At 75.3% G+C, this 25,445-nt stretch carries 20 protein-coding genes; 11 read left to right on the top strand and 9 right to left on the bottom strand.

Going from position 1 to position 25,445, the window contains the following annotated elements; all coding sequences use genetic code 11:
• The first annotated feature begins 13 nt into the window (after window positions 1-13).
• From uxaC to NFX44_RS22820, 6 genes are all read left to right on the top strand, one after another.
• The gene (gene uxaC / locus NFX44_RS22845) at window positions 14-1,444 is read left to right on the top strand and encodes a glucuronate isomerase (protein ID WP_262285626.1); all 1,431 of its coding nucleotides are present in this window, start codon (window positions 14-16) and stop codon (window positions 1,442-1,444) included.
• On the top strand, window positions 1,441-2,742 hold the full coding sequence (locus NFX44_RS22840; RefSeq protein WP_262285625.1) for an enolase C-terminal domain-like protein: 1,302 nt from the start codon (window positions 1,441-1,443) through the stop codon (window positions 2,740-2,742). Before uxaC ends, NFX44_RS22840 begins: the two co-directional genes overlap by 4 nt.
• Window positions 2,733-4,217 carry a mannitol dehydrogenase family protein gene (locus NFX44_RS22835; RefSeq protein WP_262285624.1) on the top strand — a complete coding sequence of 495 codons (1,485 nt, stop codon included), beginning with the start codon at window positions 2,733-2,735 and terminating at the stop codon, window positions 4,215-4,217. The genes NFX44_RS22840 and NFX44_RS22835 overlap by 10 nt, the downstream gene beginning before the upstream one ends.
• Window positions 4,214-5,434: a Gfo/Idh/MocA family protein gene (locus NFX44_RS22830; RefSeq protein ID WP_262285623.1), complete on the top strand. Its 1,221-nt coding sequence runs from the start codon at window positions 4,214-4,216 to the stop codon at window positions 5,432-5,434. The genes NFX44_RS22835 and NFX44_RS22830 overlap by 4 nt, the downstream gene beginning before the upstream one ends.
• Window positions 5,435-5,617: 183 nt before the next feature.
• Window positions 5,618-6,955 (top strand): polysaccharide lyase family 1 protein, encoded by a 1,338-nt coding sequence (locus NFX44_RS22825; RefSeq protein ID WP_262285622.1) that lies wholly within the window; start codon window positions 5,618-5,620, stop codon window positions 6,953-6,955.
• A 72-nt stretch (window positions 6,956-7,027) separates the two neighbouring features.
• A complete protein-coding gene (locus NFX44_RS22820) occupies window positions 7,028-8,638 on the top strand; it encodes a polysaccharide lyase family 1 protein (protein WP_262285621.1) in 1,611 nt (536 codons plus the stop codon).
• Window positions 8,639-8,701: 63 nt separating this feature from the next.
• Here NFX44_RS22820 and NFX44_RS22815 read toward each other — a convergent pair whose 3' ends face one another.
• Window positions 8,702-9,331, bottom strand: coding sequence for a DedA family protein (locus NFX44_RS22815; RefSeq protein ID WP_262285620.1), 630 nt, complete (start codon window positions 9,329-9,331; stop codon window positions 8,702-8,704).
• Window positions 9,332-9,512: 181 nt separating this feature from the next.
• Between NFX44_RS22815 and NFX44_RS22810 the strand changes: the two genes are divergently transcribed.
• Together NFX44_RS22810 and NFX44_RS22805 are read left to right on the top strand one after the other, a co-directional pair.
• Window positions 9,513-9,956, top strand: a complete 444-nt coding sequence (locus NFX44_RS22810; RefSeq protein ID WP_262285619.1) for an ATP-binding protein — start codon at window positions 9,513-9,515, stop codon at window positions 9,954-9,956.
• A gap of 64 nt (window positions 9,957-10,020) precedes the next feature.
• The gene (locus NFX44_RS22805; protein WP_262285618.1) at window positions 10,021-10,746 is read left to right on the top strand and encodes an HD domain-containing protein; all 726 of its coding nucleotides are present in this window, start codon (window positions 10,021-10,023) and stop codon (window positions 10,744-10,746) included.
• A gap of 122 nt (window positions 10,747-10,868) precedes the next feature.
• Here NFX44_RS22805 and NFX44_RS22800 read toward each other — a convergent pair whose 3' ends face one another.
• The 5 genes from NFX44_RS22800 to NFX44_RS22780 all read right to left on the bottom strand — a co-directional run bounded on the left by NFX44_RS22800 (window position 10,869) and on the right by NFX44_RS22780 (window position 16,760).
• Window positions 10,869-11,300 carry a barstar family protein gene (locus NFX44_RS22800; RefSeq protein ID WP_262285617.1) on the bottom strand — a complete coding sequence of 144 codons (432 nt, stop codon included), beginning with the start codon at window positions 11,298-11,300 and terminating at the stop codon, window positions 10,869-10,871.
• A 61-nt stretch (window positions 11,301-11,361) separates the two neighbouring features.
• Window positions 11,362-11,814 (bottom strand): ribonuclease domain-containing protein, encoded by a 453-nt coding sequence (locus NFX44_RS22795; RefSeq protein WP_262285616.1) that lies wholly within the window; start codon window positions 11,812-11,814, stop codon window positions 11,362-11,364.
• 178 nt (window positions 11,815-11,992) lie between these two features.
• A complete protein-coding gene (locus NFX44_RS22790; RefSeq protein WP_262285615.1) occupies window positions 11,993-13,216 on the bottom strand; it encodes a cellulose-binding domain-containing protein in 1,224 nt (407 codons plus the stop codon).
• A 215-nt stretch (window positions 13,217-13,431) separates the two neighbouring features.
• Entirely contained in the window at window positions 13,432-16,359 is a 2,928-nt protein-coding gene (locus NFX44_RS22785) for a M36 family metallopeptidase (RefSeq protein ID WP_262285614.1), read from the bottom strand.
• Between the two features lie 122 nt (window positions 16,360-16,481).
• Window positions 16,482-16,760 (bottom strand): DUF559 domain-containing protein, encoded by a 279-nt coding sequence (locus tag NFX44_RS22780; RefSeq protein WP_262285613.1) that lies wholly within the window; start codon window positions 16,758-16,760, stop codon window positions 16,482-16,484.
• A gap of 1,041 nt (window positions 16,761-17,801) precedes the next feature.
• Between NFX44_RS22780 and NFX44_RS22775 the strand changes: the two genes are divergently transcribed.
• Window positions 17,802-18,941, top strand: a complete 1,140-nt coding sequence (locus NFX44_RS22775) for a hypothetical protein (RefSeq protein WP_262285612.1) — start codon at window positions 17,802-17,804, stop codon at window positions 18,939-18,941.
• Between the two features lie 4 nt (window positions 18,942-18,945).
• On the opposite strand, the gene NFX44_RS22770 is transcribed toward NFX44_RS22775, so the two are convergent.
• Window positions 18,946-19,503: a M23 family metallopeptidase gene (locus NFX44_RS22770; RefSeq protein WP_262285611.1), complete on the bottom strand. Its 558-nt coding sequence runs from the start codon at window positions 19,501-19,503 to the stop codon at window positions 18,946-18,948.
• Between the two features lie 168 nt (window positions 19,504-19,671).
• On the opposite strand from NFX44_RS22770, the gene NFX44_RS22765 reads away from it, so the two are divergent.
• The gene (locus NFX44_RS22765; RefSeq protein WP_262285610.1) at window positions 19,672-22,413 is read left to right on the top strand and encodes an AAA domain-containing protein; all 2,742 of its coding nucleotides are present in this window, start codon (window positions 19,672-19,674) and stop codon (window positions 22,411-22,413) included.
• A gap of 19 nt (window positions 22,414-22,432) precedes the next feature.
• On the opposite strand, the gene NFX44_RS22760 is transcribed toward NFX44_RS22765, so the two are convergent.
• The gene (locus NFX44_RS22760) at window positions 22,433-24,184 is read right to left on the bottom strand and encodes an ABC transporter ATP-binding protein (RefSeq protein ID WP_262285609.1); all 1,752 of its coding nucleotides are present in this window, start codon (window positions 24,182-24,184) and stop codon (window positions 22,433-22,435) included.
• A gap of 125 nt (window positions 24,185-24,309) precedes the next feature.
• Between NFX44_RS22760 and NFX44_RS22755 the strand changes: the two genes are divergently transcribed.
• The gene (locus NFX44_RS22755) at window positions 24,310-24,729 is read left to right on the top strand and encodes a MarR family winged helix-turn-helix transcriptional regulator (RefSeq protein WP_262285608.1); all 420 of its coding nucleotides are present in this window, start codon (window positions 24,310-24,312) and stop codon (window positions 24,727-24,729) included.
• A gap of 73 nt (window positions 24,730-24,802) precedes the next feature.
• On the opposite strand, the gene NFX44_RS22750 is transcribed toward NFX44_RS22755, so the two are convergent.
• Window positions 24,803-25,429: a TetR/AcrR family transcriptional regulator gene (locus NFX44_RS22750; RefSeq protein ID WP_262285607.1), complete on the bottom strand. Its 627-nt coding sequence runs from the start codon at window positions 25,427-25,429 to the stop codon at window positions 24,803-24,805.
• Window positions 25,430-25,445 lie beyond the last annotated feature (16 nt).

Below are 25,445 nucleotides of genomic sequence, written 5' to 3'. Positions count from 1 at the left end.
GAGGAGTCACGCCGTGCCGACCGTCCCCCGCAGCGACCTGCTCCTGCCCGCCGAACCCGGCCAGCGGGCCCTGGCCCGCGAGCTGTACGCCCTGGCGGCCGAGCAGCCGATCATCTCCCCCCACGGCCACGTCGACCCGGGCCTGCTGGCCGAGGACCGCCCGTTCCCCGACCCGGCCCGGCTGCTCATCGTGCCCGACCACTACCTCACCCGGATGCTGCTCAGCCAGGGGGTGCCGCCCGCCGACCTCGGCGTGCCCAGCGTCGACGGCAGCGCGGTGGAGACCGACGGGCGGACCATCTGGCGGCGCTTCGCCGCGCACTGGCACCTGTTCCGCGGCACCCCGTCCCGGCTCTGGCTGGAACAGACCTTCCGCGACGTGTTCGGGGTGACCACCACGCTCTCCCCGGCGACCGCCGACGCGGTCTACGACGAGCTGGCCGCGCGCCTCGCCGAGCCGGAGTTCCGGCCCCGGGCGCTGTTCGAACGCTTCGGCATCGAGGTGCTCGCCACCACCGAGTCGCCGCTGGACGACCTCGGCCGGCACGCCAAACTCGCCGCCGACGGCTGGGGCGGGCCGGGCGGGCGGGTGGTCACCACGTTCCGCCCGGACGACGTGGTGGACATGGAGTTCGGCAACTGGTCGGCCGACGTGGACCGGCTCGCCGAGGTGTCCGGCGAGGACACCGGCACGTACGCGGGTTATCTGGCCGCGCTGCGGCGGCGGCGGGAGGCGTTCATCGCGGCCGGCGCCACCTCGTCGGACCACGGGCACCCCACCGCCCGTACCCTCGCTCTCGACCCGGCCGAGGCGGCGGCGCTGTACGACCGGGGGCGGTGCGGGCGGGCCGACGCCGCCGACGCCGAGGCGTTCCGGGCGCACATGCTGCTGGAGTTCGCCCGGATGTCGCTGGACGACGGCCTGGTGCTGCAGCTGCACCCGGGCGCCGTGCGCAACCACAACCGCTGGCTGTACGCCCGGCACGGCCGGGACGTCGGCGGTGACGTGCCGCAGGCCACCGACTACGTGCACGGCCTCGCCCCGCTGCTCGACGCGCACGGCAACGACCCGCGGCTGCAGGTGGTGCTCTACACCCTGGACGAGGACACCTTCACCCGGGAGCTGGCCCCGCTCGCCGGCGGTTACGCGGCCCTGTACCTGGGTGCGCCCTGGTGGTTCCTCGACTCGCCGGAGGTGCTGCGCCGGTTCCGGGAGGCGGTCACCGAGACCGCCGGCTTCTACAACACCGCCGGGTTCGTCGACGACACCCGCGCGTTCTGTTCCATTCCGGTCCGCCACGACGTGGCCCGCCGGGTCGACGCCGGCTTCCTGGCCCGCCTCGTCGCCGAGCACCGGCTGCCCGCCGACGAGGCGGCCGAGACCATCGTGGACCTGGCGTACCGACTGCCCAAGCGGGTCTTCAAGTTCGGGGAGGACTCATGACCACCATCACCGACGTCACCGTGCACGACGTGCGGTTCCCCACGGCCGCCACCGGTGACGGCTCGGACGCGATCAACCGGGGCGACTACTCGGCCACCTACGTCGAGCTGACCACCGACGGCGGCCCCACCGGCGCCGGGTTCACCTTCACCAACGGCCGGGGCAACGAGATCACCTGCGCGGCCGTGCGGGCCCTGGCCCACCACGTGCGCGGCCGGACCGTCGCGGAGATCGCCGCCGAGCCGGTGGCGTTCTGGCGCTCGCTGACCGCCGACGCGCAGCTGCGCTGGCTCGGCCCGGAGAAGGGCGTCATCCACATGGCGACCGGCGCGCTGGTCAACGCCGTCTGGGACCTGCGCGCCAAGCTGGCCGGCAAGCCGATGTGGCGGTACCTCGCTGAACTGCCCACCGACGACCTGGTGGCCACCGTCGACTTCCACCACATCACCGACGCGCTCACCCCCGACGAGGCCGCGGCCATCCTGGACAAGGGGCGCGACGGGCTGGCCGACCGGCTCGCCGCGCTGGAGCGGGACGGCTTCCCCTCGTACACCACGTCGGTCGGCTGGCTCGGCTACCCGGACGACAAGGTGCGGGCGCTGACCCGCGCCGCGTACGCCGACGGCTGGCGGGCCATGAAGATGAAGGTCGGCGGCCCGCTCGACGACGACCTCCGCCGGGCCCGCGTCATCCGCGCCGAGATCGGCCCGGACGCGCTGCTCATGATGGACGCCAACCAGGTCTGGGACGTGACCGAGGCGATCACCGCGATGACCGCGCTGGCCGAGGTCGACCCGTACTGGATCGAGGAACCGACGCACGCCGACGACGTGCTCGGCCACGCGCGGATCGCCCGCGTCGTCACCGAGCTGACCGGCGGGCGGTGCCGGGTCGCCACCGGCGAGGTGGCCGCCAACCGGGTGATCTTCAAGCAGCTGCTCCAGGCCGAGGCGATCGGTGTCATGCAGGTCGACGCCTGCCGGGTCGGCGGGGTCGACGAGGTCCTGGCCGAGCTGCTCATGGCGGCGAAGTTCGGCGTGCCGGTCTGCCCGCACGCCGGCGGCGTCGGCCTCTGCGAGTACGTCCAGCACCTGGCGATCTTCGACTTCCTCCGGGTCGGCACCAGCCTGGACGGGCGGATGGTCGAGTACGTGGACCACCTGCACGAGCACTTCACCGACCCGGTGCGCACCCGCGGCGGCCGCTACCTGCTGCCCACCGCCCCCGGCTACAGCAGCACCATGAGACCCGGGTCGATCGCCGAGTACCGCTTCCCGGACGGCCCGGCGTGGCAGTGACCGCCGACCGCCTCGGCCTGGCCACCCTGCGCCGGTTGCCCGTCGAGTGCCGGCCCCTGCTGCGCCCCGGCACCGTCCCCGCGGGCATCGTCCACCTCGGGCTGGGCGCGTTCCACCGCGCCCACCAGGCCGTGCACACCGAGGCGGCGGTCGGCGCGGCCGGCGGCGACTGGGGCATCATCGGGGTCGCGCCGCGCAGCACCGCCGTGGTCGACGCGCTCGCCGAGCAGGACGCCCTGTTCAGCGTCACCACCCTCGCCCCGGACGGCTCGGCCACCCGGGTGGTCGGCGCGCTGGCCGGCGTACGCCACGCGCCCGCCGACCCGGCCGCCGTGGTGCGCCTGCTCGCCGACCCGGCGATCCGGGTGGTGACGCTGACCGTGACCGAGAAGGCGTACCAGCTCGACCCGGTCACCGGCGCGCTGCGCGCCGACCCGGACCTCCTCGCCGACCTGACCACCGACCGGCCCCCGCGCACCGTGCCGGGGCTTCTGGTCCGCGGGCTGCTCGCCCGGGCCGCCGCCGACGCCGGCCCGGTCGCGCTGGTCAGCTGCGACAACCTGCCGGCCAACGGCCGGCGGCTGCGCGGCCTGGTCACCCAGGCGCTCGCGCTGGCCCGGGTGCCCGACGGGCCGGCCGGGTGGATCGAACGGCACGTCACCTTCCCCGGCACCATGGTCGACCGGATCGTGCCGGCGCCCACCCCGGACACCCTGGACACGGCCCGGCGGGCGCTCGGGGTGACCGACCTGGCGGCGGTGGCCGCCGAGCCGTACTCCCAGTGGGTGGTCGAGGACGACTTCCCCGGCGGGCGGCCGGCCTGGGAACGGGCCGGGGCGGTCCTCACCGGCGACGCCGGCCCGTGGGAGCGGCTGAAGCTGCGCACCCTCAACGGGGTCCACTCGGCGACGGCGTACCTGGGCGCGCTGGCCGGCGCGGAGACCGTCGCCGAGACCCTGACCCTGCCGCGGCTGGACGCCGTGCTGCGCCGGCTGGTGGCCGAGGACGTGGCGGCCAGCTTCGCCCCGCCGCCCGGCGTCTCCGTGCCGGCGTACGGGGAGGAGGTGCTGACCCGGTTCGCCAACCCGGCGATCCGGCACCGCACGCTGCAGATCGCCATGGACGGCTCACAGAAGCTGCCGCAGCGCGTGCTGCACACCATCGCCGACCTGCGCGCCGCCGGCCGCCCGGCCCGCTGGGGCGCGCTGGTGGTCGCGGCGTGGCTGCGCTTCGTGCTCGGGTACACCGACGACGGCCGGCCGCTGCCGCTGGACGACCCGCTCGCCGACCGGATCCGCACCGCCCTCGCCGCCGCCCCGGGAACCCCGGCCGGTGCGGTCGACGCGGTCTTCGCGCTGCGCGAGGTCTTCCCCGCCGACCTGGCCGCCGACGACGAGGTCCGGGCCGACGTGACCGGCTGGCTGACCGCGCTCGAACGGCACGGCGTCCGGGCCACCCTGGCCGGTGCGGCATGACGGACCGGGGCGCTGCGCGGCACGGCCGGGCCGGGGCTGGCGCACCGCCCACGGTCGCGCTCGTCGGGGCGAACGGGCACGGCCGCTGGCACCGGCGGGCCATCGCCCCGCTGCACGCCGCCGGCCGGGCGCGCCTGGTCGGCCTGGTCGACATCCACCCGCTGGAGGACGAACCGGCGGCCCCCGTCCCGTCCGGCACGGGGATCTTCACCGACCACCGGGCCATGCTGGCCGCCGTCCGTCCCGACGTGGTGGTGGTCTGCACCCCGCCGCACACCCACCTGCCGATCGCCCTGGACGCGCTCGCCGCCGGGGCGGACCTGCTGCTGGAGAAGCCGCCGGTGCTCGACCTGGCCGAACACCGGCGGCTCGCCGGGGCGGCGCGGGACGCCGGCCGGGCCGTGCAGGTCGGCTTCCAGGCACTCGGCTCGGCGGCCCTGGCCGAGCTGACCGCCGCCCTCGCGGCCGGGCGGCTCGGCACGGTCACCGCCGTCGCCACCGTGGCCGCGTGGCAGCGGCCCGACGCCTACTACGCCCGCTCCCCGTGGGCCGGCCGGCGCAGCCTCGACGGGCGGCCCGCGCTCGACGGGGCGCTGGCCAACCCCCTGGCGCACGCGGTGATGCAGTGCCTCGCCGTCGCCGAGGCGGTGACCGGCGCGCCGGTCCGGCCGGCCCGGATCGAGGTGGAGCGCTACCGGGTGCGACCCATCGAGGTGGACGACACAGCCGTGCTGCGGGTGACACCGCGGACCGGACCGCCGGTGCTGGCCGCGGTCACCCTGGCCGGCGAGGAGTACGTCGCCGGCGAGGTGCACGTCACCGGCGACCGGGACCGGGCCGTCCTGGAGTACCCGACCGACCGGCTCCGGTTGCCCGGCGACCCGGCGCCGCGCGAGGTGCCCGGCCGGCGCGGGCTGCTGGAGAACCTGCTCGACCACCGGGCCGCCGGCACCCCGCTGATCGCACCGCTGGCGCGTACCGCGCCGTTCACGGCGATCGTGGCGGCGCTGCGGGACGCGCCGGAGCCGACCCTGCTCGACGGCGCGCTGGTGCGCTCCGAGGGTGACGGGCCGCGGCGGGTGCGGGTGATCCGCGGCGTCGACGCGGTGCTGCGCCGGGCCGCCGAGTCCGGCGCGCTGCCGTCGGAGTCGGGGGTGCCGTGGGCGGTCCCGCCGTACCGGATCGAGCTGCCCGACGGGGAGGCGCCGCAACGGTAGTGCAAACCCCGGCCCGGACGATCCGGACACATGCCCGCCTATCCCGTCGCACTCGATCGGGGCAATACCGCACGGCTCTCGCCATTGCAACAAAACTGCACACAGTACGCATTGACCCATATAAAACAATGACTCTACCGTCACAGATATCGGCCACCAGAAGCTGACAGAACGGTAGGAGTCATGCGTAGAACAGCAGTCGGCACGGCGCTCGTCGCCGCCGCGCTCGCCGTCACCGGCGCCCCCGCGCCGGCCGCCCCGGCCCTGTCCCGGCTCGCCCAGGAGATCGGCCGCCAGGCACTGCCCGCGAACGACGGCTGGGCCGCCGAGGGCGCCGGCACCACCGGCGGCGCGGCCGCCGCCCCCGACCGCGTTCGGGTGGTGCGCACCCGGGCCGAGCTGGTCGCCGCGCTCGGCGGGGACAACGCCACCAACGCCGCCGACGCCACCCCCAAGATCGTGTACGTGGCGGGCACCGTCGACGGCTTCGAGCGGCCGGACGGCAGCCTGCTCGCCTGCGCCGACCTGGCCGACCCGGAATACTCGCTCGACGGCTACCTGGCCGCGTACGACCCGGCGGTCTGGGGGCGGATCGACCCGAGCGGGCCCCTGGAGGCGGCCCGGGTGCGCTCGGTCGCCAACCAGACCCGGCAGACCCAGATCAACGTGGGCGCGAACACCACGATCATCGGACTGCGCGGCGCGCGGCTCACCGGGCTGACCCTGATGATCGACCGGGTCAGCAACGTGATCGTCCGCAACCTCACCCTCGCCGACGCGCGGGACTGCTTCCCGGCCTGGTCCCCCACCGACGGCGACGCCGGCAACTGGAACTCCCAGTACGACCAGATCTCCGTCCGGCGCAGCGAGCACGTCTGGGTCGACCACAATACGTTCACCGACGGCGACAACCCGGACAGCGGCCAGCCGACCCACTTCGGCCGCCCCTACCAGGTGCACGACGGGTCGCTGGACGTCACGCACACGGCCAGCCTGGTCACCGCCTCCTGGAACCGGTTCGCCGGGCGGGACAAGCTCATGCTGATCGGCTCGTCCAACACCGTCGGCCCGGACGTCGGCCGGCTCAGGGTCACCGTGCACCACAACCTCTTCGACGGCGACCTCCAGCGGCTGCCCCGGGTCCGGTTCGGCCAGGTCGACGTCTACGACAACCACTACCGGCTCGGCGGCCCCCGCTTCGAGTACGCCCTCGGCGTCGGCGTGCAGTCCGCCCTGTACGCGGAGAACAACTTCTTCACGCTGGCCGACGACGTCGACCCGGCCGACCTGATCCACGACTGGGGCGGCACCGCGCTGACCGAGCGGGGCAGCTGGCTGCGTCAGGGCGGCGGCCCCGCGCATCCGGTCGACCTGCTCGGGGCGTACAACGCGGCCCACGACCCGGACCTCGGCGGCGACGCCGGCTGGACACCCACCCTGCGCGCCGGCCCCCTGCTGCCCACGCCGCTCGTGCCGCTCGCGGTCGGCGCGTTCGCCGGCGCCGGCCGGCTGCCCCTCTGACCCCCGGGCCCGCGTGCGTCCCCCCGCGCGGCGCCCGGCCGTCCCACCCCCACCCACCCTGGAGGAAGCACCGTGCGACTCCGACACCAGCACCGAGGAGCGCTGGCCGCGGCCGGCGCCGCCCTCACCGCCCTGCTGCTCGCCGTCGGCATGACCGGCAACGCCGCGGCGGCCACCCTGTTCGGCGACACCTTCGACGACGGCACCGCCGACGGCTGGTCCAAGTCCGGCGGCGACTGGTCGGTCGTCACCGACGGCTCGCCCGCGTACCGGCAGGGCAACACCGCCAGCGAGCTGGCCCGCGCCTTCGCCGGCCAGACCGGCTGGACCGACTACCGGGTGCAGGCCCGGGTCAAGCCGCTGTCGTTCAACGGTGCCAACCGGCTGGTCGGCCTGGCGTCCCGCTCCACCAGCTCCACGAAGATGTACCGGCTGGCGCTGACCAACGCCAACCGGGCCGAGCTGCAGATGGTCAACGGCAGCCAGATCTCCGTGCTCGGGTCGGCCGCGCTGACCGTCGCCACCGGCACCTGGTACACCCTGCGGATCGAGGCCAGCGGCAGCACCATCAGGGGCTTCGTCAACGGCACCCAGATCGCCGCCGGCACCGACACGGCGTACGCGGCGGGCCGGATCGCGCTGGTCACCGCGTACGGCAGCGCGGTCTTCGACGACGTCACGGTGGACGGCGCCGGCGGCACCCCGACCACGCCGCCGACCTCCTCCTCCCCCACGGCGTCGCCGACCACCTCGCCGCCGCCCACCAACCCGCCGCCCACCACCGGGCTGGTCGGCTGGGCCACGCAGAACGGCGGCACCACCGGCGGGGCCGGCGGCGGCACGGTGACCGTGAGCGACGCGGCGGCCCTGGCCGACGCGGTCGAGGGCGACGCGGCGACCACCGTCCGGGTGAACGGGACCTTCACCTGCTCGACCGAGATCCGGGTCGGCTCGAACAAGACCGTCATCGGGGTCGGCGCGACCTCCGGGCTGACCGGCTGCGGCCTCAACCTGCGCGACGCCCGCAACATCGTCGTCCGCAACCTCAAGATCGCCAAGGTACGCGCCGGCGTCGGCAACGGCGACGCCATCCACCTGGACAACTCCACGAACGTCTGGATCGACCACAACGACCTGTCCAGCGACACCACCAGCGGCACCGACTACTACGACGGGCTGCTCGACGTCACCCACGGGTCGAACTTCGTCACCGTCTCCTGGAACCGGCTGCACGATCACGTGAAGTGCTCGCTGGTCGGGCACAGCGACAGCAACGCCGGCGAGGACACCGGCAAGCTGAAGGTGACCTACCACCACAACGCGTTCAGCAACTGCTTCCAGCGCAACCCGCGGGTCCGCTTCGGCAACCCGGTGCACGTGTTCAACAACTACTACGTGACCACGGCCAACCCGTCCTACAGCTACGGCATCGCCACCACCTGCGGGGCCGGGGTGCTGGTCGAGGGGAACTCGTTCGAGAACACGACCGACCCGACGCACGTCGGCGAGGGCTCCTCGCCGGTCGGCAACCTGGTCGAGCGGAACAACCTCTACGTCAACTCGGGAGCGCCGCAGACCGCCGGCAGCGTGGCCCCGATCCCGTACGCGTACACGCTCGACGCGGCGAGCACGGTGAAGGCCACCGTGACCGCGGGGGCCGGCACCGGGAAGATCAGCGGCTGACCCCCCACCACCCGCACCGGGCCGGCGCTTCCTCCTCGTTGGGGGCGCCGGCCCGGCCGGCGGTCAGCGGGGCACGGCGTCCCGTTCGCGACGGGCGGCCCGCCGGGCCCGGACCAGCCGCACCGCCACCACCAGCACCACCAGGGCGAGCAACGCCTCGCCGCCCCAGCCGAGCCGCCGCTCCAACAGCCGGAACGACGCACCGGCCAGGTAGCCGAGCAGCGCCACGGCCACCGCCCACAGCGCGCCGCCGGTCAGGTTCGCCACGGTGAACGCGCGGTGCGGGATGCCGCTCATCCCGGCCAGCCCGGGCACCAGGGCGCGCAGCGCCGCCGCCCACCGGCCGAGCACCACCGCGGCGGCGCCCCGGCGGCGGACCAGCGCCAGCGCCCGCGACAGCTCCCCCGAGCGGACGAACCGCTGCGGCACCCGGGCCAGCAGCCGCCGCCCGTACCGGCGGCCCACGAGGTAGCCCACCTGGTCGCCGACGGCCGCACCGGCGACCGCCGCGAGGATCACCGCCCAGAGCGGCAGCCGCCCCTCGTGGGCGAGCACCCCGCCGACCAGCACGGCGATCTCCCCCGGCACGACCAGCCCGAGGAAGGTCGACGCCTCCAGCGCCGGCAGCAGGAACACCAGGGCCAGCACGAGCGCGGGCGGCAGCGCCACCAGCACGTCCAGCACCCGGTCCACCCGCCGATTGTGACCCGCGACCCACCGCCGGCGTGCCCGCGCGGGGGGATCGGACATCCGGTCGGAACCAACGGCCGGGTCGAGGAATAGCGTCGGCCCCTACCGGGGACAATGACCGACAGGACGGGACGGTGACGACGAGCGCCCAGGCCCGGAGGGTGCGCGGGACGGGGGGCCGGACGTGGAGGGTGGGACTGCCGCCGGGCTGGTGCCGGGCGACGACCCGGCCGGGACGGCGCCGGTGTTCACCGCCGACCTGCCCGCCGACCCGGGTCGGCTCGCCCCCACCCGGGAACGGCTGCGCGGCTGGTTACGCGCCCACGGGGTCGGCGAACTCGACGTCGAGACGGTGCTCATGGCCACCGGCGAGGCGTGCGCGAACGCCATCGAGCACGGCTACCGCTTCGCCCCCGAGGGGATCACCACGCTCCGCGCCGAGCTGCGCGACGACCACCTGGTGATCGAGGTACGCGATCGCGGCGGCTGGCGGGCGGACGCCGGCGGGAACGGCGCCGACCGGGGCCGGGGGCAGCTGATCATGAGCCGGGTGATGGACGAGGCGAGCATCGCCGGCACCCCGGAGGGCACCACGGTCCGCCTGGTCAAGCGCCTCACCGGCAGCTGACCGGTCACCGTCGGGAGGCCGACCGGGGTGACCCTTCCTGGCGAAGATCAGCTATAAGGGACGCATGGAGTTCCCGGCGTACCTGGCGACCATGCCGATGCACGCGATCACCGAGATCCACGGCGAGCCGGGCCTGCTGGCCCGCTTCCGGCTGGAGGTCGAGGCGTTCGACGAGCCCGCCCGGGAGCGGCTCACCGCCGCCCTCGACCTCGCTGCCGAGCTGCACCGGGAGGACCGGCGGGTGCGCGAGCCGTACCTGAACCACCTGCTCCGGGTGGCGATCCGGATGATGCACCACTACCAGGTGCGGGACGTGGACGTGATCGTGGCGGGCCTGCTGCACGACGCCGTGGAGGACCACCCGGCGGAGCTGGCCGGCCCCGACGCGACCACGGCCGTCGACCCCACGCCGGCCGCGCTGGCCGCGCTGGCCGCGCGGTTCGGCCCGCGCGTCGCCCGGCTGGTCGGCGCGGTCACCAACCCGGTGTACGACCCGGGGCGCGACCCCCACGTCCAGTACCGGGAGCACGTGGCGGCGAGCCTCGACCGGGAGCCCTGGGCCCGGGTGATCAAGGTGTCGGACTTCACCGACAACGGGGTGGGCGTGATCCACACGGTCGGCCCGAAGGTGGCCCGCTCGGCGGCCAAGTACCGGCCGCTGGTGCCGGTCTTCCGTGACCTCATCGCCCGGCCCGACACGCCGCTGTCGGCACCGGTGAAGCGGCACATCTTCGCCCAGCTCGACCTGGCCGAGGAGCGGTTCAGCGCGATCCTCGACCAGCCGAACTGACCGGCGGCGCCCACTCAGCCGGCGTCCGGTTCGGCCGGCGCTAGGTCGGCCCGCGCTCGGTTCGGCCGGCGCTAGGTCGGCCCGCGCTCGGCTCGGCTGGCGCTAGGTCGGCCGGCGTCCGGTCAGCCGGCGTCCGGTGGTGGGGCGCCGACCCGGCCGCCCAGGGCGGCGGCGATGCGGGTCCGCAGGGCGGCCAGCCGGTCCGGGTGGTCGCGCAGCACGACGCACAGCGAGTGGTGGCCGCCGGCCGCCACCCCGCCGAGCACGTCGAGGAGGGTGCCGAGCTGGGCCGGCGGCTCGTCGGCGAGCAGGCCCGCGGCGTCCCGCACGACGAGGGTCAGCGGGCCGGCGTCGAGCCGGTCGGCCAGCGCGTCGGCGAGCGCGTCCCAGTTGCGCCCGGACCAGGCGGGCAGGGGCAGGGCCGCGGCCAGCGCCTCGTGCAGGCCCGCCCGGGTGCGGGCGTCCGCTCCGGTCAGGGCCACCCCGGCCGGCTCGGCCTCCGCCCCGGCGTCGAACGCGAGCCACGCCGGCGGCTGCGGGGACGCTGCGCCCATCGATCCATCCCTCCCGGTCGACGCGGGCCGGGCCCGCCGGCCCGACCCGCCCCGACACCGCTCAGAGCCGGTAGAAATTGGCGTAGTGGTCGGGCGAGAACCAGGTCGCCCCGGTGCTCTTGTTGACCACGATCCGGTACGCGTCCCGCGCGGCATTGCAGGCGCGCGGGTAGACGTCGTACTCGTAGTAGGTGGCGTTGGTGGGCAACTGACCCTCGTAGTTGTAGAACCGGCCGCCGGCGAAGTTGCACAGCCCGCCGCTCCAGGAGTACCAGCCGCGGCTGGTCGGGAAGCCCTTCGCGGACCAGCCCGAGCGCGCCGTGCGGGCGTCCGCGCAGCGGGTCATCGTGCACGAGCTGTACACGGCGGCCTGTGCCGGCTCGGCGAGCCGGGTGGAGGCGGCCGGTGGGCCGACGAGCGCGGCGGCAACCAGGGCGGTGAGCAGGGCGCCCGCGCCGAGAGCCCGGCGTACGCGGGCGCGGGTGGCGCGGAACGGGGTCGCGAGAGTGGTCAAGGGATCCTCCCTGAACTGGGCGACGATATCGACCGGTGTCGTTGTCCGATCGCGCCCAGTCTGGCGGTGATCCTCTCCGGCGTACAGTCCCGCGCGGCGACCGTGCCGCGAATGCCGGGTGAACGCTCGATGATCGACCGTGGCCGGGCGGCCCCTCGGGACCGCCCGGCCGGGCCGGTCAGCAGCCGATCCGGGTGGCGCCCAGCGCCACGTCGTCGAACCAGAGGGTGTCGGCCGCGCCGCCGTAGCTCTCCCAGCCGAGCTTGAGGTCGGTGAGCTGCGGATGCCAGGTACGGCCGTACCACTGCCCGTCGACGTCGTGGGTCGGTACGCCGTCGGCGGTCAGCCCGGCGACCGCCACACCGTCGAGCCAGGTGCGCAACACCCCGGCGCTCCCGTCCACCAGGAACTCCACGCAGGACCAGCGGCCGGTGGGCAGCGGCACGCTCAGGGCCACCCCGGCCGGGCTCTGCTCGGGCAGGGTCGCGTCGTCGGAGGCCCGGTTCCACTGCAGCGCCCCGTTCTGCCCGCCCATCCGCAGGTCACGGTTGCCGTCGGCGGCGTCGGCCATGGCCAGGAACGTGACGTGGTCGGCGGGGAGCGCGGTGGTGTGCCGGACCCAGAGCCGGCCGTAGCGGACCGTCCCCACCCCGGACAGATCGCGGTTGGCCCGGACGAAGACGTGGTTGCAGTAGCCGCCCCCGCCGTCGATTCGGACGGACCGGCTCCCGCCGTGGGCGGTGGCGGCGTCCACGGTGGCGGCGCCGGTGCCGGCGCAGTCCGGATGCACGACGGTCCAGTCGCCCGAGGGCGTGGACCCGGTCTGGTTCTCGAAGCCGTCGCAGACCGCCGCGCCGGCGCAGCCGGCCGGCGGGGGTCCGGTCGGGCTCGGCGAGGCCGTCGGACTCGGGGAGCTGGTCGGTGTCGGGCTCGGCGACATCGTCGGCGAGCTGGTCGGCGAGGGCGGCGCGGTGGTCGGGCCGGGCGGCGCGCCGTTGCAGGGCACGCCGTTGAGCGCGAAGGCGGTCGGCGCCGGAGCGGCCGGACCGACCGTGCCCTGGACACCGAACTCGGTGGCGCCACCGGCCGGCACGCTGCCGTTCCAGGTGGCGTTGCGGGCGGTGACGGTGGCGCCGGACTGGCTGACCACGGCGTTCCAGGCGCCGGTGATCCGTTGATCGCCGGGGTAGGTCCAGCTGACCGTCCAGCCGTTCAGGGCGGTGTCGCCGGGGCTGACGCGGACGGTGGCGGTGAACCCGCCCGGCCACACGGTGGGGCGGTAGTCGACCTGGCAACCCTGCGCGGCGGCGGCCGGGCCGGCCACCAGCGGGATGACGACGGCGGCGGCCAGGGTGGTGACGGCCGCCACGACCGGGGCCAGGCGGGCGTGGGAGATCCTCATCGGGGTCCTCTCGGCGGACCGCCGGCCGATCGACCGGCGGTGCGGAAGCTGCGGGGACCTCGCGTGCCGACGCGCGCGGCGGCGCGTACCGGACCTGCCCGGCTCGGGCGGGACGTTCAGCCGCCGTACGGCGGCGCCCGCCGGTCAATGTAGTGATGACTGACGATGCATGGCAAGGGGTGCGGGCGGGCGCGACCCGCCCGCACCCGCCTCACCTACTGGGCGAACGCCTGGAACTCGGCGATCCGCACGTTCTGCGCCTGCGGGCTGGCGGTGGCGCAGTCGGTCGCCGCCCGGGGGTCGGCGTCCTGCTCACCGGCGTACGCCGGCGCGCCGGTGCACTGGTTGGTCAGCACCTCGACGCGCAGGTGCGTCGCCTTCGTCCGCGGGATGTCGAACGACCGCATGATCAGCTCGGGCGCCCGGGGCCGGGGCGCCACCGACGGGAAGGCGTCCGCCGGGCTCGTGTAAACCACCCGGAAGTCGGCGGGGTCGGCACAGCTCACCGCCTTCCTCGCTTCGCACGCCAGCACCCGGAACTGCCGCAGCGCGGAGAACCGGCTCTGCGTGCCGGCGTCCGGGTCGTCGGCGACCGGCGGCCGCAGCATGGCGCTGACCTGCACCCGGCGCACCTGCTGGGTGCCGCCGGCCAGGTCGACGGTGACCTGCCGGCCGGCGACTGGTGCGCCCAGCGAGGCCCAGTTGGTGGCCTCGTCGTCGTCGGCGATCCGCGCCAGGTTGATGCCGTCCCCGTCGACAGTGGCGCCGGCGGCCGTCGAGGCGAGGTTGCGGCGCAGCTTGACCGGCAGGTCGCGGACCTGGCCGGCCTTCACGGTCACCGGGCCGACCCGGACGTGCCCGTAGCCCGGCGCCCGGACGACGAACTCGTACGTGCCGGGAACGAGGCGCACCTCGTCGGTCAGCGGGGTCGCCGCGTCGGTGTCCGCGACCGCAACCGCCCGCGCCTGGTAGCGGCCGACGAACAGCTGCGCCCCCGGCACGACCTCATCGTCCACCGGCCGGAAGCGCAGCACCGCCTCGTTCGCGTGCGGCGAGGTGAAGCCGGGCGTCGGGTCGGCGTCGGCGTTGCCGGCGCTGGCCGCCGCCTCACCGAGGCCCCGGCCGGCGAAGGCGTTCCAGAGCAGGTCCTGGTTGGCCCCGCCGAAGCGGATCCGGTCGGCCGCGAGCATGGCGTCCCGGGCGTCGACCATGCTGACCTGGCTGACCGCCATGAGCAGGAACGAGTCGAAGACGAGCTGGATCCACCGCCGGTTGCCCGGGCACGCCGTCACCGGCGTCGCACCCGTGGCGCAGGACTTCTGCAGGGCCGCGTTCCCGGCGCCGTAGCGGCGCATCATGGCCGCCCGGATGTCGACGTTGGTGGCGCTCCAGACCTCACCGGAGGCGTGCACCTGGAGGCCGACGAAGTCGTAGTCGATCGCGCTGTAGTTGAGCGGGCTGTCGCTCATGTTGTAGTTGCGGATGCCGGCCCGCGGGTCGCCGGTGGTGTACTCGCCGATGGTGAAGCCGCGCCGGCCCGGCGCCGCGTACCCGTGCTCGTAGAGGTATTCCATGGCGAGCTGGTCCGACCAGCTCTCGCTCATCCCCTGCGGTGAGCTCACCCCGGCGCTCGGTCCGGCGATCATGCGGCCGCTGATCGCGTGGCCGTACTCGTGGGCGATGACCGACATGTCGAAGTCGCCGTCCACGCAGGGCGGGTAGAACGAGCCGGCGCTCGGCTGCCACAGGTACATGTTGGTGGTCGGGGCGATGCCGTCCGGCGGGGTGATCTGGTTGGCGTTGTTGCGGGCGGCGAAGGTCGGCGGGCCGCCGCTGACGCCGCCGGCCTGGGCGTTGCCCTGCTCCGGGTCGTTGGCCGACCCGCCGAGGCCGAGGTTGTCCCGCTGCATGTTCCAGGTCGCCTCGGTGAAGCCCAGGTGGTACGACCAGTCGTGCATCCGGTTGTGCATCGCGAACAGGTTCGCCCGGGCCGCGTCGATGTCGTTGGCCTGCGGCGAGGTGAAGGTGTCCGGGCTGCACTTCTGCTCGTACCACTGGTTGGTCCACGGGTACGCGTAGTTCCGGTCGGGGCGCGGCGTGGCCGTCTCGGTGCCCACGCTGAACGGGTCGTTGCTGAACCAGTTCTGCACGGCGATCGCGTTGTTGCCGTTCGTCGTGGTGGTGGACGCCCCGGTGGCCGGGTCCACGTCCCACGCCGGGTGCCCGGGCACGCCGACCACCTCGGCGCAACCCGCGGCGGGCTGCGCGCACCAGCGCACGCGGGTGTCGGTGGAGGACTTGTCGACCGACGGGGAGTTCGGGAAGACCTCCCACGACGGGTTGTCCACGTCGTGGTCGACCAGGTCCTCGCGGACCAGCACGCTGCCGTCGCGGGCGTCCACGTAGGTGGCGAAGGCCGCCGGGTCCGCGCCGGTGACGTCCGCGCCGAGAACCACCTCGTACGCCGCCCGCGGCCCCCGGTCCGCGGTCGGCACCGCGACCAGCGAAGTACGCAGCACCGTCGGCCCGGTCAGGCCGGCGTCGGCCGCGGCGGCCCGCCGCGCCTCGTCGGCGCTGATCGTGGCCGGAGCGGGAGCCCCGCCGTCCCGGGCCAGGGACGAGCTGACGTGCCACACCTGCCCGTTTCGGACGCCGACGGCCAGCATGCCGTCGACCGCGGCGGGCAGCTCCCCGAAGCGCTGCCGGAACAGCACGGTGGCGCCGTCCCCCATCGGCGCGACGGTCAACTGCTCCAGCGCGGCGGCGCCCGCCTCGGTCAGCCCCAGCACGTCCCGGTTCGCGGCCACGTAGGCCCGCGCCGCGGCGGCCGGATCGGTGGGCAGGCCGGCGGCGAGGGGCCGATCGGTCGAGGTCAGGGTGGCGGGGGTGCCGAAGTCGGTCCAGCGGACGCGCGCACCGAGCGCCGCGACCCGGTCCCGCTGCCGCGCGTCGGGAGCGGTCCGCCCCTTCCGGTTGTCCGTGGTCCTGCTGTCGTGGCGGTCACCCGGCAGGTTGCCGGGCTGCGCCTGGGTCGGGGTCTCGTCCCGGGGCGCCGCCTGACCGCCGGCTCCCGCGGTCAGGACCATTCCGGCCGCGAGTAGCAGCGCGGTGGCCCCCGTCGTCGCACGCGATGGTGTGCGCACGGTCCCTCCTGTGTGTCGAACGGCAATGTCCGTCCTGCCATCCGACCAGGCCGAGTGGACCGTCGACACCAGCCGAACATCCACAAATCATCATGTGTCGATGCCGAGCTCCGGGTCGCGGCTCAGCCGGTCGGGGCCGACCGGCGAGTGACGATGGCCAGGGTTTCCCGGCGTACCTGGTCGGGCTCGTGCACCAGGCGACGGTGGGCGAAGCGGACCACCAGGATGCCCACGGTCGCCAGCCGGGCGTCCCGGCGCAGGTCGATCTCCCGCTCCCGCGGGTCGCCGTGCGTGGTGGCGCCGTCGAGTTCGATGTTGACGCGCTCGCGCTCGGCGAACAGGTCCAGGTACATGGTGCGGCGCCCGACGCGTACCCGCGCCTGACGGTGGAAGGCCGGCATTCCCGGCCGGTGAAGACGTGTTCGTGTCCCCAGATCTCCAGCGGACTGCGGCAGCCCTCGCCGAGCCGCACCAGCAGCGTGCGGAGCGCCGCCCGATCGGGCAGCTTGGGCGCGGCCCCCATGGCCTCCACGAGCCGATCGGGGGTGGTGAGCCGGTCGTTGACCGCCCGGATCACCGGCGCTCGCCGCTCGCCGGGCGGCAGCATCAGCCATGAGTCGACGAGCGCCTGTTCGAGTCGGGTCACGGTGAAGCCCCGCCGGACCACCACGTGCGGCGGCTCGAGGAGGAGGCCCCGGCGCCGGTGCACGGCCACCCCGGGCCGGCTGCGGAGGCCCGCGTCGGCCGGGGCGCTCAAATGCACCAGGTCACCGGCCCGCGGCCGGCGCATTCCCCAGATCGCGAGCGCGCTGAGATGGCTGACCGCGGCGCGCCCGCCGGCCCACAGGTGGGCCGCGCGGAAGCCCGCCGCGGTGTCGAGTCGGGCGATGGTCGCGTGGTTGCGCTGTTCCGGACGACCGTTCAGCAGGTGCGCCGCCACGAACACCTCGGGCAGCACCCGCACCAGGTCACCGCTGCCGCATGCCCGCCGCAGCGTCCACCCCGGCACCACCTGCTCAGCCAGCGCACGGGTCACCAGGCCGCCGCCCCGCTCCACCAATTCCCGAAGCACCGCATTCACGCCCCGACCCTGACGCCCCCGCCCCGCCTCCCCCAACACCCCGAACCCTCGCCTGTGCAGAACCATCCCCCTGTGGACAGCCCCCACCATCCCCTCGCCTTCTGCTACGGGAGCCTTGATCGTTGGCGGCTGGGGTGCCGTTTCGTCGGCGTGTCCCCTCACCTGTCCGTCAGCGATCGTGACGTCCACCAGCACCGCGACGGCGCGCGCCGCGCGGCTGCCGTGTGCCGCCGCGTCGGCTTGTTAGCGTGGGACGGCGGAGGGCCGGCCTGATACCTCCGCACACCCCTCCAACGGCCGCACCGACCCCGCACCGGCGCGGCCGGGCGACTGCGCGGCTGCTCGACCGGAGAGGGGTGCGATGACCGGGACGCCCGGCGAGGACGGCGGCTCCCACGCCGGCAAGAATGCCGGCTCCCGCGACGGCGAGGACGGCGACCCCCGCGACGGCGAGGACGGCGGCTCCCGCGACGGCGAGACGGGCGGCGGCAGCCCCGGGTCCGGCCGCGGCCGGAGCGTCGAGGGCGGACCGGTCCGGGTGCCCGCGCGGGACCGGTGGGAGCCGTGGCTCGCCCGGGCCCGGGAGCTCGGGGCGGCCACGTGGCGCGTCGCGAAGCGGTTGTGGGTGGCGGCGCGGCCCGTGCTGGACCAGTTGCGGTGGGCCGAGGTGGAGGCCCCATTCGTGACGCTCGTCGACCGGCGAGCGGCACCGACCCTGCGCGTGCCGGCGCAGGGGCAGGTCTACCACTTCGTCGTCCAGACCACCTTCACGTGGACCACGAACACCGCGCGGCCGGAGCTGTTCGGCTGGTACGTCGACCAGTTCCAGCCGCAGGCCATGCAGCGGCTGCGGCGCCTCGCGGTCCGGTGCGCCGCGGACGTCCCGCCGGACCGCCCCCGGGCGTTCGCGCTCGCGCTGGACGACGCGATGGCCGGCGACGACGCCGTCCCCTGGAGTTACGAGCGCGGCGAGGTCACGTTCACCTGCGAGCCGGACGTGTCGGTCCACCTGGACGAGCCGGTCCGCGAACTGCTCCGGCCGTACTGGGACAAGCGGATCGCCCTGGAGTGGAAGCGCGACCTCGAACGCCGGCGCGCGGAGTACGCCGAGGAGCAGCGCGCGCGCCGCCCCGCGGACGCGCCGGAGAACGGTGCCGCGCCGAGCACCGGCATGCCGGAGGCGCTTCGGGAGGAGCACCCGCCACGCCAGCGGGAGGCCGGGGCGGGCGGGGCGGGGCGGCGCCCGGCCGACCAGGGTCAGCGGGAGGCCGGCGCGGACGGCGCGGGGCGGCGCCCGGCCGAGCAGGGCCAGCGGGAGGCCCGCACGAAAGGCGCGCGGCGGGCGCCCCGGCCGCCGGACTCCCCGGTGGAGCAGTTCACCCCGCTGGAACCCTTCCTGCCGCCGACCGCGCATCCCGCGCCCGGGCCGCGACCGGCGCCGCCGCAGTCGGGCGAGGCCCCGTCGGGCGACCCGGACAGCTCCGGGCCGCCCGACGCCTGAGCGCTCAGCAGTTGTTGGTGCTGGTCTGGTTGCGCTTGAGGTAGTCGGACCAGGTGACACCCTGGACGACCGAGACGACGACGCTGCCGTCGTGGATCTGCTCGTAGTGCAGGTGCGGGCTGAGGTCGTACTTCGCCGACGTGGCGCCGACCTTGCCGATGACGGTGCCCTGGTTCACGGTGTCGCCCTTGGCGACCAGCCGTTCGCTGAGGTGGGCGTACCGGGTGCGCCAGCCGTCACCGTGCCCGATGACGATGGTGTTCCCGTAGCCGGTGGTGGTCGAGTAATACGACTCCAGCACCGTGCCGCCGGCACTGGCGACCACCCGACGGCCCAGGTCGTCGGGGCTGCCGTTGGCGTCATAGTGGTTCCAGTCGATGGAGTGTGCCGGGCTGTGCCCGTTCCAGTTGTTGCCCTGCCAGGTCTGGCCGCACAGGAACGGCATGCGGAAGCCCGGCCGGGCGGCCTGCGCGGGCTGCACTCCGGTCAGCGCCCCGGCGACGGCGGCAACCGTGAGCAGCGCGAGGGCGCGCCACCGGGCGGCGGTGAACGTCAAGGACATCGGTCCCCTCTCCCACGATCAGCGATGTGGATCGATGCTATGGGCGGCCGTCGACGAGGTAAATACCTACAGGAATGAATACCTGACCAAAACTTTCCGCCATCCCGCCGCGGCCGGCGTGACAGGCGGCAGGTCGTCCGCGCCCGCGTACGGCAGAATCGGCGGGCGATGGAGGCGGCGACGATCCTCACCGCGCTCGCCGAGCTGGCCCCGGCCGGCGCCGAGCGGACCTTCGACGTGTCCGGCGCCGGTCGTCCGCTGATCTGGCTGCCGGAGCCCGACCGGGGGCCGCGCGGCACCCGGCTGGACCGGCTGGCGGCCCTGGACGCGCTGCACCGCGACGAGCGGATCCTGCGCCGGGGCCTGGCCTTCGTCGTCGGCGGGGCCGACCTGGACGGGGGTCGCCGGCGGGTCCGCGTGCCGTTGCTGGCCCAGCCGGTACGCCTGGACCGCACCCGCCGCGGCTACCGGATCGTGCCGGCCGGGGACCTGGAGCTGACCTCGCTGATCGAGGACCGGGACCTGGCCGCCCGGCTGGAGGCCGCGCCGGGCCTCGCCGGGCCGGGCTGGCTCGGCGCGCCCGGCACCACGGCGTGGATCACCGCGGCGGCCGAGGCCGCCGGCCTGAAGCTGGAGGCGGTGCTGGCCCGGCCGCCCCGCCGCATCGACGAGGGCACGCTGACCGGGGTCGCCGCCGCCGCGCTCTTCACCACCCGCGACGTGCTCGCCGGCCGGCTGCGCGACATCCTGCTCGGCTGGGCGGGCCGCCCCGGGCTGGCGGACACGGCGCTGAGCCGCCTCTACGGCGACAGGACCGGGAACGTTCCGGCTGACGACACCGAGGTGCTGTCACCGCTGCCGTTGAACGACGCCCAGCGCGACGTGGTGCGGCGGACCAGGGCCGAGCCGGTCGTGGTCGTCACGGGCGCACCCGGCAACGGCAAGAGCCACGCCCTGGTCGCCGCCGCGCTGGACACGGTCGACCGGGGCGGATCGGTGCTGGTGGCCACCCAGTCGGTGCACGCCGCGGAGGTGCTGGGCGAGCTGCTGCGCCGGCACCCCGGTCCGACGCCGGTGCTGTTCGGTGACGCGGAGCGCCGCGAGACCATCGCCGCGGACCTGGCCGGCGGCGCGGCGGCGGGGGTGGACGACGCCACGCTGCGGGCCGACGAGGCCGCCGTGGCGTCCGCCCGGGACCGGGTGACGGCCGTGTCGGCCGGGGTCGCCGCCGCCCTCGACGAGGAACGCCGGGCCGCCACGCTGCCGGGCTGGCAGCCGCTGCTGCCGGCCCTGAGCCGGGACGCTCCGGGCCTGTTCGAGCCGGACACCGACCTGGTCGCGGTCCGGTCGGCGCTGGCCGACGCCACGTCGGCCGGCGGCGGCTGGTGGCGGCGCTGGCGGCGGGCCCGTGCCGGGCAGCGGCTGCGCCGGCTCGCGGGCGGCGACGTGTCGGTGGAGCGGGTGCGGGCCGCCGTGGAGGCGGCGAGCGCGGTACGGGCGGCGGCGCGGCTGGCCGCCACCGGTGGCACCGACCTGGCGGCCGCGTGGCGCAGCCTCACGGAGGCGGACGCCGCGCTGGCCGACGCCGTCGGCACGGCGATGCGCCACCGGGCGGCCAGCGCCCGACGGTGGACCGGCGCGGCGCGGCGCGCCACCAGCGGTCTCGGCGCCGCGCTGCGGGCCGGCCGGAACCGCCGCCGCGAGCTGCTCGCCGGGCTGGACGCGCAGGCGCTGGTGCGGGCCCTGCCGCTGTGGGTGGGTACGGTCACCGACGTCGAGGACCTGCTGCCGCCGGTGGCCGGGATGTTCGACCTGGTGGTGCTCGACGAGGCCGCGCACATCGACCAGCTGCGGGCCGCTCCGGCGCTGGCCCGGGCACGGCGCGCGCTGGTCGCCGGCGATCCCCGGCAGCTCCGGTTCGTGTCGTTCGTGGCCGACGTGGACGTGGCCGCGACCCTGCGCCGGCACGGTCTGGACCGGTTCGGCGACCGGCTCGACGTGCGCCGGTCGAGCGCCTTCGACGTGGCGGCCGGCGCCGCCCCGGTCACCTGGCTGGGCGAGCACCACCGGTCCGTCCCGCACCTGATCCAGTTCTCCGCGCGCCGGTTCTACGGTGACCGGCTGGAGCTGGTCACCCGGCATCCGCGCAACGAGCGTGCCGATGTCATCGACGTGCTGACCGTCGCCGGGGCGACCGTGGTCGACGGCGTCAACCAGGCCGAGGTCACCGCCGCCCTCGACCTCGTGCGGCGGCTCGCCGGCGACCCACCGGCGGGCGGGATCGCGGTGGTCAGCCCGTTCCGCGCGCAGGCGGACGCGCTGGAGGCGGCGCTGCTGGCCGCGTTCGACGTCGACGAGATCGAGCGCCTCGGCCTGCGGTCGGGCACCGTGCACGCGTTCCAGGGCAGCGAGGCGGACGTGGTGCTCGCCTCGCTGGGACTGGTCGACGGCGACCCGCCGTCGCGGCACCGGTTCGTGGCGGAGCCCAACCTGTTCAACGTGCTGGTCACCCGGGCCCGCGCGCGGCTGACCGTGGTCACCTCCCTGCGGTCGCCCGAGGGCCTGGTGGGTGACTACCTGGCCTACGCGGCCCGCCCGCCGGTCGCGCCCGACGCGGAACCGGTGACGGGCTGGACCGCCGACCTGGCGGAGGAGCTGCGCCGGCTCGGGCTGCCGGTGCGGCCCGGGTATCCGGTGGGCCGCTGGCGGGTCGACCTCTGCGTGGGCACGGACGCGGACGCGGTCGGCGTGGTCTGCGCGGTGCACCCGGAGGGGGTCGCGGCGCACCTGGAGCGGCAGCGCACGCTGACCCGGGCCGGTTGGCGGCTGCACGACGTGTTCGCCAGCCGCTGGGCGGACGACCCGATCCGGGCCGCCCTGGACCTGGCGTCCCGCCTCAGCAGGCGGTGACGGCCCACCGGCACGGCGCTCAGGCGGCGAGCGCCGCGTACCGGCCGGCGCGGTCGAGCAGGGTGTCGTGGGTGCCGGACTCGACGATCCGCCCGTGGTCGAGCACGGCGATCTGGTCGGCGTCGCGGACGGTGGAGAGGCGGTGGGCGATGGTGATCACGGTGCGCCCGCGGGCCAGCTCGTCGAAGGCCCGCTGCACGGCGCGCTCGGTCTCGGTGTCCAGCGCGCTGGTCGCCTCGTCCAGCACGAGGATCCGCGGGTCGCGCAGCAGGGTGCGGGCGATGGCCAGGCGCTGCTTCTCGCCGCCGGAGAACCGGTGGCCGCGGGAGCCGACCACCGTGTCGTACCCGTCGGGCAGGGCGGCGATCAGGTCGTGGATCTGCGCGGCGCGGGCGGCGGCCTCGATGTCGGCGTCGGTGGCGTCCGGGCGGGCGTACCGGAGGTTCTCCCGCACGGTGGCGTGCAGCAGGTAGGTCTCCTGGCTGACCACGCCCACGACGGCGGCCAGATCGGCCAGGCGCAGGTCGCGGAGGTCGACGCCGTCGACGGTGATCCGCCCGGCGTCGGGGTCGTGCAACCGGCTGATCAGCGCGGCGAGGGTGCTCTTGCCGGAGCCGGTCTCGCCCACGAGGGCCAGGCTGGTGCCGGCCGGAACGTCGAGGCTCACGCCGGCCACGGCGGCGGTGTCGCTGCCCGGGTAGCTGAAGGTGACGTCGGAGAAGCGCAGGTGCCCGCGTACCCGGGCCGGGTCGAGGGCCACTGGCCGCACCGGGTCGGCCACCTCGACGGGCAGGTCCAGGTATTCGAAGATCCGGGCGAACAGCGCCATCGAGGCGGTCAGTGAGACGCCGACGTTGAGCAGGCCCATGAGCGGCCGGAACAGGTTGCCCTGGAGGGCGGTGAAGGCGACCAGGGTGCCGATGGTGAGCGTGCCGGCGGTGCCGGGCAGCCCGGCGCCGAGGTAGATGACGGCCGGGATGGCCGCGAAGATCACCGTCATGGTGGCCATCCGCCAGCGGCCGGCCAGCTCCGAGCGGAGTTCCAGGTCGACGAGGCGGGCGGAGGAGGCGGTGAACCGGTCGACCAGGGTCGCGCCGGCCCCGAGGGTCTTGGCCAGCTGCACGCCGCTGATCGACAGCCCCTCCTCGATGGTGACGTTGAGGTCGGCCAGTTCGCGCTGGCGGTGGGCGGTGATCTCCCGGCGCAGCCGGGCGACCCGCCGGGTCAGCCAGATGGCGGGCGGCAGCACGACGACCGAGACAAGGGTGAGCCGCCAGCTCAGCGCGACCATGGCGATCACGGTGGCGATGACCGTGGTGAGGTTGGCGGCGATCGAGGTGGCCGTGGAGGTGACCACGGCCTGCATGCCGCCGATGTCGTTGGTGATCCGCGACTGCACCTCGCCGGTGCGGGTGCGGACGAAGAAGCCGATGGACTGGCGCTGGAGGTGGGTGAAGACGTCGGTGCGCAGCCGGTGCATGACCTCCTGCCCCACGCGGGTGGAGATCCAGGTCTGCGCCACGCCGAGCACGGCGGTCACCGCGGCGACCCCGACCATGCCCGCCACCAGCCAGGCCAGCAGGGTGAGGTCGCGCTCCGGGAGGGCGCGGTCGATCACGGTACGCAGCAGGAAGGGCGACGCCATCGCGATCACGGAGGACGCCACGATGATCGCCACCACGGCGGCGAGGGGGCCGCGGTGGGCGGTGAAGAGGCCGCCGATCCGGCGCAGCGACACCTGGCGGGCCTGCGTCTTCTCGGCGGCTGTCACGGTTGGCCGGCCGCCGCCGCGGCCGTCTCGGAATCCATCCAAGGGGGTGCTCTCTTTCGTCGGGAGACATTGCTGAGGTTACCTCATCATGAGGGAACAACAGTATGTGCTGCTACCGTATTCCGGTGACCGGCAGCGACGAGGAGAGCCTGGCCGAGACGTTCTGGGCCGTGGCCCGGCGGCTGCGCCACCAGTCCAAGCGCACCCTCGAACCCTGGGAGATCAACCCGGGGCACGCCCGGGCGCTCGCCGTGCTCATGCGGCACGGCGCGGTCCGGCTCAGCACGCTCGCCGAGCACCTGCACATCGCACCCCGCTCCGCCACCGAGGTGGTCGACGGCCTGGCGGAGCGGGGGCTGGTCGAGCGCCGGCCCGACCCGGTCGACCGGCGGGCCACCCTGGTCGCGCTCACCGCCGAGGGCGACCGGGTCGGCGAGGCCATCCGGGTGGCCCGGGCAGCCGAGGCGGAACGCTTCTTCGGCGCCCTCGACCCGGCCGACCGGGACGAGCTGACCCGGATCCTGCGCCGCCTGCGCAACGACTGAGCAGGGGGCGACGGGTCCACGGGGTGGGCCGGCAGCCGGCCCGGAAGGTCCGGCCGGCGGCCGGCGCGTCAGGTCAGCGCAGGCCGCCGGCGATGGCGTCGACCAGCAGCGCGCCGATGGTGCGGGCCAGCGTGGCCCGGGCCGACGCCACGTCGAGGCCCATGGCGTCGCGCATCATGGCCCAGGCCGCCCAGGTGCAGGCCACGGTCAGCGCGTCCAGCAACTGCTCGCGCCCCTCCCCCGCGTGCGCCAGTTCCGGGTCGAAGACCAGCTCGATCTCGTGGCGGACCCGGGCGATGGCCGCCTCGCGGTTGCGCCGCAGCTGCGGGGAGAACGGCTCCCGGAGCGCCGAGGCGCGCGCCGAGGGCGCCAGCACCTCCAGCATCTCGGCTCGCTGGTCGCAGAACTCGGCGATCCGCCGGGTGAGCGGCAGCTCGGGCGGGATCGGCCGCCAGAGCGCGTCCAGCCGCTCGCCGACCCGCAGCCCGGTCGCGGCGAACAGGGTCTCCATGTCCTTGAAGTTGGTCCACAGGGTGCGCAGGGACACCCCGGCGCGCTCGGCGATCCGCTCCCCGGTGGGCCGCAGGTCGCCCTCGTCGATGAGCGCCAGGTGCGCCTCGACGATGGCGGCCCGGGTCCGCTCGGCCCGCGCCGACCGGCCGTCCACCCGCGCCGGCGCGTCGGCGTCCACCTCGATCATGCGTGCGCCCCCTGTG

The organism is Micromonospora sp. MA102 (genome assembly GCF_025460765.1).
GTDB classification, from domain to species: domain Bacteria; phylum Actinomycetota; class Actinomycetes; order Mycobacteriales; family Micromonosporaceae; genus Micromonospora; species Micromonospora halotolerans.
This window is presented reverse-complemented; position numbering and strand designations above follow the sequence as displayed.

What these genes read in the sequence shown, in the direction of transcription:
- NFX44_RS22840 (WP_262285625.1), top strand. Translation starts at nt 1,441, where the DNA reads ATGACCACCATCACCGACGTCACCGTGCACGACGTGCGGTTCCCCACG.
- NFX44_RS22830 (WP_262285623.1), top strand. Translation starts at nt 4,214, where the DNA reads ATGACGGACCGGGGCGCTGCGCGGCACGGCCGGGCCGGGGCTGGCGCA.
- NFX44_RS22825 (WP_262285622.1), top strand. Translation starts at nt 5,618, where the DNA reads ATGCGTAGAACAGCAGTCGGCACGGCGCTCGTCGCCGCCGCGCTCGCC.
- NFX44_RS22805 (WP_262285618.1), top strand. Translation starts at nt 10,021, where the DNA reads ATGGAGTTCCCGGCGTACCTGGCGACCATGCCGATGCACGCGATCACC.
- NFX44_RS22800 (WP_262285617.1), bottom strand. Translation starts at nt 11,300, where the DNA reads ATGGGCGCAGCGTCCCCGCAGCCGCCGGCGTGGCTCGCGTTCGACGCC.
- NFX44_RS22790 (WP_262285615.1), bottom strand. Translation starts at nt 13,216, where the DNA reads ATGAGGATCTCCCACGCCCGCCTGGCCCCGGTCGTGGCGGCCGTCACC.
- NFX44_RS22780 (WP_262285613.1), bottom strand. Translation starts at nt 16,760, where the DNA reads ATGCCGGCCTTCCACCGTCAGGCGCGGGTACGCGTCGGGCGCCGCACC.
- NFX44_RS22775 (WP_262285612.1), top strand. Translation starts at nt 17,802, where the DNA reads ATGACCGGGACGCCCGGCGAGGACGGCGGCTCCCACGCCGGCAAGAAT.
- NFX44_RS22770 (WP_262285611.1), bottom strand. Translation starts at nt 19,503, where the DNA reads ATGTCCTTGACGTTCACCGCCGCCCGGTGGCGCGCCCTCGCGCTGCTC.
- NFX44_RS22765 (WP_262285610.1), top strand. Translation starts at nt 19,672, where the DNA reads ATGGAGGCGGCGACGATCCTCACCGCGCTCGCCGAGCTGGCCCCGGCC.
- NFX44_RS22750 (WP_262285607.1), bottom strand. Translation starts at nt 25,429, where the DNA reads ATGATCGAGGTGGACGCCGACGCGCCGGCGCGGGTGGACGGCCGGTCG.